The 12,255-nt window shown below is 74.9% G+C and carries 11 protein-coding genes; all 11 read left to right on the top strand.

The features are described 5' to 3' along the window. Positions 1-9 precede the first annotated feature (9 nt). The 11 genes from AAEM63_RS08855 to aroB all read left to right on the top strand — a co-directional run bounded on the left by AAEM63_RS08855 (position 10) and on the right by aroB (position 12,249). Complete coding sequence (locus tag AAEM63_RS08855; protein WP_341361168.1) at positions 10-1,365, top strand: replication-associated recombination protein A; 1,356 nt, start codon at positions 10-12, stop codon at positions 1,363-1,365. Between the two features lie 143 nt (positions 1,366-1,508). After that, the gene (gene rpsD / locus AAEM63_RS08850) at positions 1,509-2,132 is read left to right on the top strand and encodes a 30S ribosomal protein S4 (RefSeq protein WP_123918730.1); all 624 of its coding nucleotides are present in this window, start codon (positions 1,509-1,511) and stop codon (positions 2,130-2,132) included. 123 nt (positions 2,133-2,255) lie between these two features. Beyond that, the gene (locus AAEM63_RS08845) at positions 2,256-2,606 is read left to right on the top strand and encodes a DUF948 domain-containing protein (protein WP_341361167.1); all 351 of its coding nucleotides are present in this window, start codon (positions 2,256-2,258) and stop codon (positions 2,604-2,606) included. After that, positions 2,606-2,881 carry a hypothetical protein gene (locus tag AAEM63_RS08840; RefSeq protein ID WP_341361166.1) on the top strand — a complete coding sequence of 92 codons (276 nt, stop codon included), beginning with the start codon at positions 2,606-2,608 and terminating at the stop codon, positions 2,879-2,881. Before AAEM63_RS08845 ends, AAEM63_RS08840 begins: the two co-directional genes overlap by 1 nt. 231 nt (positions 2,882-3,112) lie before the next feature. Continuing rightward, positions 3,113-5,809 (top strand): alanine--tRNA ligase, encoded by a 2,697-nt coding sequence (gene alaS / locus AAEM63_RS08835; RefSeq protein ID WP_341361165.1) that lies wholly within the window; start codon positions 3,113-3,115, stop codon positions 5,807-5,809. Continuing rightward, positions 5,806-6,309: a Holliday junction resolvase RuvX gene (ruvX, locus tag AAEM63_RS08830; protein WP_341361164.1), complete on the top strand. Its 504-nt coding sequence runs from the start codon at positions 5,806-5,808 to the stop codon at positions 6,307-6,309. Before alaS ends, ruvX begins: the two co-directional genes overlap by 4 nt. Next, complete coding sequence (mltG, locus tag AAEM63_RS08825; protein ID WP_341361163.1) at positions 6,306-7,469, top strand: endolytic transglycosylase MltG; 1,164 nt, start codon at positions 6,306-6,308, stop codon at positions 7,467-7,469. Before ruvX ends, mltG begins: the two co-directional genes overlap by 4 nt. Continuing rightward, the gene (locus tag AAEM63_RS08820) at positions 7,469-8,506 is read left to right on the top strand and encodes a shikimate dehydrogenase (RefSeq protein ID WP_341361162.1); all 1,038 of its coding nucleotides are present in this window, start codon (positions 7,469-7,471) and stop codon (positions 8,504-8,506) included. The genes mltG and AAEM63_RS08820 overlap by 1 nt, the downstream gene beginning before the upstream one ends. Continuing rightward, complete coding sequence (locus tag AAEM63_RS08815) at positions 8,503-8,991, top strand: A24 family peptidase (protein ID WP_341361161.1); 489 nt, start codon at positions 8,503-8,505, stop codon at positions 8,989-8,991. Before AAEM63_RS08820 ends, AAEM63_RS08815 begins: the two co-directional genes overlap by 4 nt. Positions 8,992-9,299: 308 nt before the next feature. Then, on the top strand, positions 9,300-10,517 hold the full coding sequence (gene aroC, locus AAEM63_RS08810) for a chorismate synthase (RefSeq protein ID WP_341361160.1): 1,218 nt from the start codon (positions 9,300-9,302) through the stop codon (positions 10,515-10,517). Between the two features lie 67 nt (positions 10,518-10,584). Next, positions 10,585-12,249, top strand: a complete 1,665-nt coding sequence (gene aroB / locus AAEM63_RS08805; protein WP_341361159.1) for a 3-dehydroquinate synthase — start codon at positions 10,585-10,587, stop codon at positions 12,247-12,249. The last annotated feature ends 6 nt before the right edge of the window (positions 12,250-12,255 follow it).

The raw sequence follows: 12,255 nt of genomic DNA, 5'->3' as shown, positions 1-12,255 counted from the left end.
CTCCGGGGCGTGGACCTGTTCGAGGCGGCCGGAGCCGACGACGCCGGCGTCCCTGCCGTCGGCAGCGGGGCGCCCCTGGCCGTGCGCATGCGCCCGGCCTCCCTGGAGGAGGTGCTCGGCCAGGAGCACCTGCTCGAGCCGGGCTCGCCCCTGCGCCGCCTCGTCGAGCCCGCACCCGAGGGGCGGCGCCGGATCGCGCCGTCGTCGGTGGTGCTGTGGGGGCCGCCCGGCACGGGCAAGACGACGCTGGCCTACCTCGTCGCGCACGCCTCGGGCCGGCGCTTCACCGAGCTCTCCGCCGTCACCGCCGGCGTCAAGGACGTCCGCGCCGTCGTGGAGGACGCCCGCCGGCGCCTGGTGACCTCGGGGGAGGAGACGGTCCTCTTCATCGACGAGGTCCACCGCTTCTCCAAGTCCCAGCAGGACGCGCTGCTGCCGAGCGTGGAGAACCGGTGGGTCACGCTCGTGGCCGCCACCACCGAGAACCCGAGCTTCTCGGTCATCTCACCGCTGCTGTCCCGCTCGCTGCTGCTCACGCTGCGCCCGCTCGCGGAGGAGGACGTGCGCGCCCTCGTGCGCCGCGCCCTCGACGACGAGCGCGGGCTCGGCGGCTCCCTCGCCCTGGACGAGGCCGCCGAGGACCACCTGGTGCGCCTTGCCGGGGCGGACGCGCGCAAGGCGCTGACCATCCTCGAGGCCGCCGCCGGCTCAGCCGACGCCGCCGGCGAGGACGCGATCACCCTCGAGGCCGTCGAACGGGCCATCGACGTCGCCGCGGTGCGGTACGACCGGGCCGGCGACCAGCACTACGACGTCATCTCCGCCTTCATCAAGTCCATGCGCGGCTCGGACGTCGACGCCGCCCTGCACTACCTCGCCCGCATGGTCGTCGCGGGGGAGGACCCGCGCTTCATCGCCCGGCGGATCGTCATCGCGGCGGCCGAGGACGTCGGCATGGCCGACCCCTCCGCGCTGCAGACCGCCGTCGCCGCCGCCCAGGCGGTGGCCCTCATCGGGATGCCCGAGGCGCGGATCATCCTCGCCGAGGCGGTCGTGCACGTGGCCACGGCACCGAAGTCCAACGCCGCCTACGCCGCAGTGGACGCCGCCATCGCCGACGTCCGCGCCGGCAAGGCCGGGCCGGTCCCGGCGCACCTGCGCGACGCCCACTACGCCGGGGCCAAGCAGCACGGCCACGGGGACGGCTACCGCTACGCCCACTCCTACCCGCACGGGATCGTCGGCCAGCAGTACGCCCCCGACGAGCTGGACGGCACGCGGTACTACGAGCCCACCGCTCACGGCCACGAGCGGGACATCACAGCCCGGCTCACCCGGATCCGTCAGATCCTCGCCGAGCGGTAGTGCTAACCTCGTGAGGTTGCCGTGCGGGCTCGTTCGCGCCCGCGGTCGGCAGCCACCTGGGGTCATGGCCACGAGGTCGACCCCGCACCGTCCGGACATCCCGTCCGCCGCGGTGACGTCACCGACACGACAGGACGAAACACATGGCAGTCTCCCGCACGCGCCGTCAGGTGCGCCTCTCGCGCGCCCTCGGCATCGCCCTGACCCCCAAGGCGGTCAAGTACTTCGAGAAGCGCCCCTACGGCCCCGGTGAGCACGGCCGCGCCCGTCGCCGCACCGAGTCCGACTACGCGGTGCGTCTGAAGGAGAAGCAGCGTCTGCGCGCCCAGTACGGCATCCGCGAGGCCCAGATCCAGCGGGTGTTCGAGGAGGCCAAGCGCGAGCAGGCCCTGACCGGTGAGTCGCTGGTCGAGCTGCTCGAGATGCGCCTGGACGCGCTCGTCCTGCGCTCGGGCTTCGCCCGCACCATCGCCCAGGCCCGCCAGGCCGTGGTGCACCGTCACATCCTCGTCGACGGCAAGCTGGTCGACCGGCCCTCCTTCCGGGTCAAGCCCGGCCAGGTCATCCAGGTCAAGCCGAAGTCGCAGGCCATGGTGCCGTTCCAGGTCGCCGCCGCCGGCGCCCACCGCGACGTGCTGCCCAACCTGCCGTCCTACCTCGACGTCGAGCTCACCAAGCTCCGCGCCGAGCTGGTCCGCCGCCCCAAGCGCGCCGAGGTCCCCGTGACCTGCAACGAGCAGCTGGTCGTCGAGTACTACTCGCGCTGACCCCAGCGCTCACGACGCCCCGGGCGGCCGGCTTGCCGGTGCCCGGGGCGTCGTCGTCCTACGGGTAGGCTTCCCCGGCAGACCGGCGCAACCCGCCGGTGCCCACCGGTACGAGGAGAACACATGTCGCTCGGTGACATCGCCGGACTGATCGCCGCGCTGGCGTTCGTCGCCCTGGTCGCGTTCCTGGCCGTGCCGCTGCTCAAGCTCGGCCGGGTTCTGGACGAGGCCCGCGGCACCGTGCACCAGCTCACCGAGCACACCCTGCCGGCGCTGGACGAGGCCGTGGAGACCGTCCGCGCGGCCAACGGTCAGCTCGCCAAGGTCGACACCATCACCACCTCGGCCGCGCAGGTCACCGAGGACGTCTCGGCCCTGACGACCCTGGTCGCCGCCACGGTGGGCGGGCCCCTCATCAAGGTCTCCGCCTTCTCCTACGCGGTGCGGCGGGTCCTGGGCGGGAAGGGCCGCTGATGGGCGTCCGTCTGGTCGTCGGGCTCGTCGTCGTCGGCTCCGCCGCCGTCGTCCTGGCAGCACGGGCCCCCTCCTTGCTGCAGCGCCTGCGAGCCCTTCCGGGAGAGCTCTCCGCGGCCTACCACGAGCGCGAGGCCGAGCTGCGCGCGGCGCTGCTGCCCGACGAGGACGCCGTCGCCGCCGCCCGGGCCGAGGTCGCCCGGCGCCGGGCCGCACCCACGACGCCGCAGCCCTGGGCCACCACGGAAGACGACGACCTGGCATCTGCGTTGTAGTCCGTGAGGGGCAACGCGCGCCGCCCTCAGCACGTCACCGCACGAGAGCACCACGCGGCCACCGCACCACGTGACCGCACCACCACAGCACCATGTGGCCGCACCACCACAGCACCACGTGGCCGCACCACCACAGCACCACGTGGCCACCGCACTAGGTGACCGGACCACCACAGCACCACGTGACCGCACCACCGCCGCACCCCAGCACCGACACGAACCCGAGGAACCATGCGTACCGCCGAGATCCGCTCCCGCTGGCTGGACTACTTCGCCAAGCACGACCACGCCGTCGTGCCCAGCGTCCCCCTGGTCTCCCCGGACCCGTCGATCCTGTTCACCATCGCCGGCATGGTGCCCTTCATCCCGTACATCATCGGGACCCAGGAGGCACCCTGGCCACGGGTCGCGAGCGTGCAGAAGTGCATCCGCACCAACGACATCGAGGAGGTCGGCCGCACCACCCGGCACGGCACCTTCTTCCAGATGGGCGGCAACTTCTCCTTCGGCGACTACTTCAAGGAGGGGGCGATCACCTACGCCTGGGAGCTGCTCACCGCCTCGCGCGACCAGGGCGGCTACGGCCTGGACGGCGATCGCCTCTGGGTGGCCATCTGGGACCAGGACGAGGAGGCTCGCGACATCTGGTCCCGCAAGATCGGCCTGCCCGCCGAGCGGATCCAGACCCAGCCGCGCGCGGAGAACTTCTGGGACACGGGCCAGCCCGGCCCGGCCGGTCCCACCTCCGAGATCCACTACGACCGCGGACCGGCGTACGGCCCCGACGGCGGCCCCGAGGTGGACAAGCAGGGCGACCGCTTCCTCGAGATCTGGAACCTCGTCTTCGACCAGTACCTCCGCGGCGAGGGCTCGGGCAAGGACTACCCGCTCCTGCGTGAGCTCGACAAGAAGGCCATCGACACCGGACTGGGCGTCGAGCGGCTCGCGTTCCTCCTGCAGGAGAAGGAGAACTTCTACGAGATCGACGAGGTCTACCCCGTCATCGCGGCCGCGCAGGAGATGAGCGGGCGTCCCTACGGCCTGGGCCGCAACTCCACCGACCCCGACGACATCCGCATGCGCGTCGTCGCCGACCACGTGCGCTCGGCGATGATGCTCATCGGCGACGGCGTGCGACCGGGCAACGACGGCCGCGGGTACGTGCTGCGCCGCGTCATCCGCCGCGCGGTGCGCTCGATGCGCCTGCTCGGCGTCGACGAGCCCTCGCTGCCCGTCCTGCTGCCGGCGTCGCGCGACGCGATGAAGGACTCCTACCCCGAGATCGGCACCGACTTCGACCGCATCTCCCATGTCGCCTACGAGGAGGAGGAGGCCTTCCGGCGCACCCTCACCTCCGGCACGACCATCCTCGACACCGCCGTTAGCCGCGCCCGCACCGCGGGCGGGTCGGTCCTCAGCGGGGCGGACGCGTTCGCGCTCCACGACACCTACGGCTTCCCCATCGACCTCACCCTCGAGATGGCGGCCGAGCAGGGCGTGCGCGTCGACGAGGCGGGCTTCCGCAGCCTCATGCAGGAGCAGCGTGAGCGTGCCCGCGCCGACGCCCTGGCCAAGAAGTCCGGCCACGTCGACACCGCGGTCTACAACGAGGTCCTCGGCCGCCTCGGCGGCGCGGTGGAGTTCCTCGGCTACACCGACGCCGTCGCCGAGGCGCGCCTCGTCGGTCTGCTCGTCGACGGCGTCGCGGCCCCGGTCGCGACCGCTCCCGCGGACGTCGAGGTCGTCCTGGACCGCACCCCGTTCTACGCCGAGGCCGGCGGCCAGCTCGCCGACCAGGGCACGATCTCCTTCCAGGGCGGGGCGATCGTCGACGTCGCCGACGTCCAGTCCCCGGTCCGCGGGCTGTCCGTGCACCGCGGGCGCCTCACCGAGGGCACCCTCACCCTGGACGAGACGGGCGTGGCGAGCATCGACACCGACCGCCGCCGGGCGATCGCGCGCGCCCACACGGCCACCCACATGGTCCACAAGGCCCTCCACGAGCACCTCGGCGACCAGGCGACCCAGGCCGGCTCCGAGAACGCGCCGTCGCGGCTGCGGTTCGACTTCCGGCACGGCTCCGCCGTGCCCGGGGACGTCCTGTCCGAGATCGAGGGGCGCGTCAACGCCCAGCTCGCGGAGAACCTCGACGTCACCGACGAGATCATGGACATCGACGACGCCCGGGCGGCCGGGGCGATGGCCCTGTTCGGCGAGAAGTACGGTCGCCGCGTGCGCGTCGTCTCCATCGGCGGCGACTGGTCGAAGGAGCTGTGCGCGGGCACCCACGTGCCCTCCACCGGCAACCTCGGGCTCGTCACCCTCCTGGGCGAGGCCTCGATCGGCTCGGGCGTGCGCCGGGTCGACGCCCTCGTCGGCGCGGGCGCCTACGGCTACCAGGCCAAGGAGCACGCCCTCGTCAGCCAGGTCTCGACGATCCTGGGCGGGCGCCCGGAGGAGCTGCCCGAGCGGGTCGGCTCGCTCATGGCCAAGCTCAAGGCCGCCGAGAAGGAGCTGGCGGCGCTGCGCCAGGCCCAGCTGCTCGGGGGCGCGGCCCAGGTCGCCGGATCCGCCGACCGGGTCGGCCCCGCGCTCGTCGTCACTCACGACGCCGGCGAGGTCGCCTCCGCCGACGACCTGCGCACCCTGGCCCTGGACGTGCGCCAGCGCCTCGGTGAGTCCGCGCCCGCCGTCGTCGCCGTCGGCGGCGTCGCGAAGGACCGCCCGGTCGTCGTCGTCGCCACCAACGCCGCCGCCCGGCAGGCCGGCGTGCGGGCCGGTGCCCTCGTCCGCGTCGCGGCGACCACCCTCGGTGGGGGCGGCGGCGGCAAGGACGACGTCGCCCAGGGTGGCGGGACCGACGTCGCGGCGCTCGGCGGCGCCCTCGACGCCGTCCGCGCCGAGGTGACGACCCTGGTCGGCGCGTGAGCGCTGCCGGGCTGCGGCGCGGGGTGCGCCTCGGCGTCGACGTCGGCTCCGTGCGGGTCGGCGTCGCGCGCTGCGACCCCGACGGCATCCTCGCGACGCCGGTGCGCACCGTCGCCCGGCGCCGCGACGGCGGTGACGTCGCGGAGATCGCCGCGATCGCCGCGGAGGTCGGGGCGATGGAGGTCCTCGTGGGCCTGCCGCGGCACCTGTCCGGCCGGCAGGGGGAGTCCGCCGACGCCGCACGCGGGTACGCTGTCCGGGTCGCGGCCGCCGTGGCACCGCTTCCGGTGCGGCTCGTCGACGAGCGACTGACGACGGTCAGCGCCCACCAGGCGCTGCGGGCGTCCGGCCGCCCCGGGCGCCGGCACCGGGAGGTCGTCGACCAGGTGGCTGCCGTGATGATCGTTGAGCACGCCCTCGAGGTCGAGCGGCGCACCGGCCAGCCCGCCGGTGAGCCGGTCGGACCGGGGGAGACCGTCCGAGGGGGGACCTCGCAGTGAACGACCTGTTTGCCCAGGGCACGACGGCCGAGCCGGCGCACGAGGACGACCTCCGGCGCGCCCGCCGGGAGCAGCGGCGCGCCCGCGAGGACCGCCGCCGCCGGCGGCGCCGCCGCACGCTGCTCGTCCTCGCCGTGGTCGTCGCGATCGTCGCCGCGGTGGCTCTCTGGGCGTACCCGACCGTGCGGGACGCCCTCTCCGACCGGCCCACGGCCGCGGCCGAGGACTTCCCCGGCCCCGGCAGCGGCGAGGTCCAGGTGGTGATCCCCGCGGGCGCCTCCGGCGCCGAGATGGGCTCGGTCCTGGAGGAGGCCGGGGTGGTGGCCTCCCAGCGGGCGTTCGTCGACGCGTTCGGCGAGAACGTCAACGCCGGACGGATCCAGCCCGGCACCTACACGCTCATGAACGAGATGGCCGCGAGCGACGCCGTCGCCGCACTGCTCGACCCGGCCTCGCGGGCCGAGGTCACGATCACCGTGCCGGAGGGCTTCCACGCCGCGCAGGTGTACGAGCGGATCGCGAACGTCGCCGACATCCCCCTCGAGGAGGTCCAGGCCGCGGCCGAGGACACCGGGGCGATCGGGCTGCCCGCCGAGGCGGACGGCAACCCCGAGGGGTGGTACGCCGCCGCGACGTACTCCTTCGAGCCGGCCGACGACGCCACGACCATGCTCTCGACGATGGTCGCCCAGACCATCTCGCGCCTGGACGCCCTCGAGGTGCCGGCCGACCAGCGTCAGGCGGTCCTGACCAAGGCCTCGATCGTCGAGCGCGAGGTGAACCTGCCGGAGTACTACGGCCAGGTCGCCCGCGTCATCGAGAACCGGCTCACCGACGACGACGACGTCAACGGTCGCCTCCAGATGGACTCCACCGTCCTGTACGGCGTGGGCAAGGTCGGTGGCGTGCCCACCCAGGCCGACCTCGACGACGACAACCCGTACAACACATACCTCAACCCCGGTCTGCCGCCGACGCCCATCGGCGCCCCGGGCGAGGCGGCCCTCGACGCGGTCATCAACGCCCCCGAGGGGGACTGGCTCTACTTCGCCACCGTCAACCTCGACACGGGGGAGACGAAGTTCGCCGCGACCCTCGACGAGCACAACGCCAACGTCGCCGAGCTCCGCGCGTGGCTGGCCGAGAACCCGCAGGGCTGATGGGGGTCGTCGGCGGTGCCGGCCAGGACCTCGCCGCGCCGGGGGTGAGCCGGCGGGCGGCGGTGCTCGGCCACCCCGTCGCCCACTCCCTCTCGCCGGCGCTCCACCGGGCCGCCTACACCCAGCTCGGCCTCGACGGCTGGGCGTACGGCCTCCAGGACGTCACCGCCGAGGAGCTGCCCGGCGTCGTCGCCCGGCTCGACGGCTCATGGGCGGGCCTGTCGTTGACGATGCCGCTCAAGCACGCCGTCATGGGGCTGCTCGACGCGGTCGACCCGCTCGCCGAGGTCACCGGAGCGGTCAACACGGTCGTCGTCCAACCCGGGCCGGGCGGGTCGGCCGGCCCCCTCACCGGGTTCAACACCGACGTGCACGGCATCGTCGCGGCGGTCCGCGAGGCAGCCGCGCCCGGCTGGGTCCCGCGGCGGGCCGTCATCCTCGGCGCGGGTGCCACCAGCTCCTCCGCGCAGGCCGCGGTGGCCGAGCTCGGCCTGACCCGCTCCACCCTCGTGGCCCGCCGCGTACCACCCGCCGCGGCCGCGGCCACGGCCCGGATGGGCGTGGCCGTCGAGCACGTGGCGTGGACCTCCCCGGCCGTCGCGGCCGAGGCCGCCGCCGGCGCCGACCTCGTCATCTCCACCGTCCCGGCGGGCGCCGCGGACGACACCGCCGCCGACCTCGCCCGGCTCGGCGTCCTCGCCGGCGCGGTGCTCCTCGACGTCGTCTACGACCCGTCCCCCACCCCGCTCGCGGCCGCGTGGGAGGGCGCCGGCGGCGCCGTCGTGCCGGGCTGGGCGATGCTCCTGCACCAGGCGGAGGCCCAGGTCCGTCTCATGACCGGCCGCACCCCCGACGTCGAGGTGATGCGCGCGGCCCTGCTCGCCGAGCTGGCCCGGCGCCGGGGCGGGGGAGAGGTGCGCGCGTCGCCGCCGCCGTTCCCGGCCGGGACGGGGCCGCGGGCCGAGGCAGCTGCCCCCGCGCCGCGCACCGAACCTGCCCCGGCGTCCGCGAGCCCGCCGCCCACCCGCTCGGCGTGAGCGTCCCGGCGGCCGTCGTGGCGGCCGGGGCCTGGCTGGCGGCCGTGTCGGCGGCGCTCGTCGTCGCCGACCTGCGCACCCACCGGCTCCCGGACCGCCTCGTCGGGGCGGCAGCGGCCGGGGTGCTCGTTCTCCTCACCGTCGCGGCGCTCACCACCGGTCAGTGGACGGACCTGGGCCGGGCGGTCCTGGCCGCCGCCGCGGTCGCCGCCGGCTCTGTGCTCCTCGCCCTCCCGCGGGTGACCGGGCTGGGGCTGGGTGACGTCAAGCTGGCCGGCGTTCTGGGTCTCTGGCTCGGGTGGTTCGGCTGGGGGGTGGTCGCGACAGGACTCCTGGCGGCGTTCGTGCTCGGCGGCGCATGGACCACCGCGCGACTTCTCATCCGCCGCGCCCGACACGAGGACGCCGTCCCCCTCGGGCCCTGGCTGGTGCTCGGGGCGGCGCTCGCCACGGTGGCGCACCTCGCGGGGCTCGTGCCCGCCTGAGCCCGAGGCAGCCGCGTTCCGCTGCAGCGCGCGCCCGATGATCGCGAGGCCCCGCAGCACGCGCCCGATGATCGCGAGCCCCCGCAGCACGCGTCCGCTGAACTCGAGCCCCCGCAGCACGCGCCCGCTGAACTCGAGCCCCCGCAGGACGCGTCCGCCGAGGGCGGGAGTCCCGGCGTGGGTGCCGTGACACCCCACCGCCGACCGCCCTCACCGTCGACACCCGACCGCCCTCACCGTCGACACCCGACCGCCCTCCCCGTGGACGCCCCCGGCCGGGCCCCGCCGTCGCATGGGAGGATCGGGCCATGCTCAGATGGATGACCGCAGGTGAGTCGCACGGCCAGGCTCTCGTCGGGGTGCTCGAGGGCCTGCCGGCCGGGGTCGAGATCACCACCGACCAGGTGGGCGACGCCCTCGCCCGGCGCCGGCTCGGGCACGGCCGCGGGTCACGGATGTCGTTCGAGCAGGACGAGGTCCGACTGCTCTCCGGCGTGCGGCACGGCCTGACGATGGGCGGCCCGGTCGCGATCGAGATCGGCAACACCGAGTGGCCCAAGTGGGAGACGGTCATGGCCGCCGACCCGGTGCCTCGCGAGGCCCTCCTCGTCGACGCCGGCACCGGCGACGAGCGGGAGATCGCCCGTAACCGGCGCCTCACGCGCCCGCGCCCCGGCCACGCGGACCTGGTCGGGATGCAGAAGTACCACCTCGACGACGCCCGGCCGATCCTCGAGCGGGCCAGCGCGCGCGAGACCGCCGCCCGGGTCGCCCTGGGAACGCTGGCCGCGGCGCTCCTGGAGCAGGTCGCGGGCATCCGTCTCGTCTCGCACGTCGTGGCGATCGGCCCGGTCACGGTCCCCGACGACGCTCCGGTGCCCGGACCCGACGACGTGGCGGCGCTGGACGCCGACCCCGTGCGCTGCCTCGACGCGACGTCCTCGGCGGCCATGGTCGCCGAGATCGACGCCTGCCAGAAGGACGGCGACACCCTCGGCGGCGTCGTCGAGGTCCTCGCCTACGGCCTGCCTCCCGGCCTGGGCTCGCACGTCTCGTCCGACCGGCGCCTGGACTCCCGGCTCGCCGGGGCGGTCATGGGCATCCAGGCCGTCAAGGGTGTCGAGATCGGCGACGGCTTCCGCACCGCAACCCGCCGCGGCTCCGCCGCGCACGACGAGATCGTCCGAGGCTCCGACGGCCGGATCCGCCGCGCCACCAACCGGGCCGGCGGTACCGAGGGCGGGATGTCCAACGGCGAGCCGCTGCGCGTGCGCGCCGCGATGAAGCCCATCTCCACCGTGCCCCGTGCGCTGGCCACCGTGGACGTCGCCACCGGCGCGGAGGCGCGGGCCATCCACCAGCGCTCCGACGTCTGCGCGGTGCCGCCGGCCGCCGTGGTCGCCGAGGCGATGGTGGCCCTGGTCCTGGCCGACGCCCTGCTGGAGAAGGTCGGCGGCGACTCGGTGAGCGAGTCCACGCGCAACCTGCGCGGCTACCTCGAGGCCATCCCCGAGCACCAGCGCTAGGGAGCCCTCGCAGCCCGTCTCGGTCCGCAGCACGGCCCGCCCCGCGCCGACGGTAGCGTTGCGCCTCGTGGCTCACTCCCGAACCGGTCCCCGCCTGATCCTCGTCGGCCCCCCGGGGGCCGGCAAGACCACCGTCGGTGAGCTCGTCGCCGCCACCCTGGGTGTGCCGCTGCGCGACTCCGACGCCGAGGTGGAGCGCCTCGCGGGGACGAGTGTCCCGGAGATCTTCCGGACCCGGGGCGAGGGCGAGTTCCGGGTGCTCGAGCACGACGCCGTCACCCGTCTGCTGTCCGAGCACGACGGCGTGCTGGCCCTCGGCGGCGGCGCCGTCCTGCACCCCGGCACCCAGGCGGCCCTCGCCGGGCACCACGTCGTCTTCCTCGACGTCGACGCCGACCACGCCGTGGCCCGGGTGGCCCGTTCGGGTGCCCGCCCCCTCCTCGAGGGCGACCCGACCGCCCGGTTCGAGGCGCTCATGACCGCCCGGCGACCGGTGTACGAACGGGTTGCGACGGTGCGGGTGGTCACCGGCGGACGCACCGCCGAGGATGTCGCCGCCGAGGTGCTCCGGACCCTCGCGGCGCCGGTCACATCCGCGGCACCGGCCACGTCGGCCGCACCCGCGGCACCGACGACATCGCCGGCACCCGCAGCACCGGCGACGCGGATCACGGTCTCGGGCGCCGCCCCGTACGACGTCGTCGTCGGTCACGGGCTGGACCGCGAGGTTCTCGACCTCGTCGGTCCCGACGCCTCCCGCGTCCTCCTCGTCCACCCCGCAGCCCTGGCCGGCCGCGCCGAGGCGTTGCGCACGGAGCTGGCCACCGCAGGGCGCACCGTGGTGACCCACGAGGTGCCCGACGCCGAGTCCGCGAAGACCCTCGACGTGGTCGCCGGCTGCTGGGACCTGCTGGGGGAGCGGCGCTTCGGTCGCGACGACGCGGTCGTCGCCCTCGGCGGCGGCGCCACGACCGACATGGCGGGCTTCGTGGCCGCGACGTGGCTGCGCGGCATCCGGCTCGTCAACGTCCCGACCACCCTGCTCGGCATGGTCGACGCCGCGGTCGGCGGCAAGACCGGCATCAACACCGCCGCGGGCAAGAACCTCGTCGGCTCCTTCCACCCGCCAGCCGGTGTCGTGTGCGACCTCGACGCCCTCCAGACCCTGCCTGCGGAGGACCTGCGCGCGGGCCTGGCCGAGGTCGTCAAGTGCGGCTTGATCGCCGACGAGGAGATCCTCCGCCTGGTCGAGGCCGACGGCGGCGCGGCGGCGCTGCGTCCGGGGTCACCCGTCCTGCGTGAGCTCGTCGAGCGCGCCGTGGCGGTCAAGGCGCGGGTCGTCGGGGCCGACCTCCGCGAGGCCGGTCTGCGCGAGATCCTCAACTACGGCCACACCTTCGCCCATGCGATCGAGCGGACCGAGGGCTACACCTGGCGTCACGGCGACGCCGTCGCCGTGGGGATGGTCTTCGCGGCCGAGCTCGCTCATGCGGCCGGGCACCTGGACGAGACCGGTGTCCGGCGCCACCGCGCGGTGCTCGAGTCGCTGGGCCTGCCCACCGCCTACGGCGAGGACCGCTGGCCGGACCTCCTCGACGCGATGGCCAGCGACAAGAAGGTCCGCGGGTCCACCCTGCGCTTCGTCGTCCTCGACGCCGTGGGCCGGCCCACGGTCCTGCGCGGCCCGGCCCCGGAGCAGCTCGAGGCGGCGTGGGCCGCGGTGCGGGGATGACGTACG

This window comes from Georgenia sp. M64, from assembly GCF_038049925.1.
In the GTDB taxonomy this organism is placed as follows: Bacteria; Actinomycetota; Actinomycetes; order Actinomycetales; family Actinomycetaceae; genus Georgenia.
This window is presented reverse-complemented; position numbering and strand designations above follow the sequence as displayed.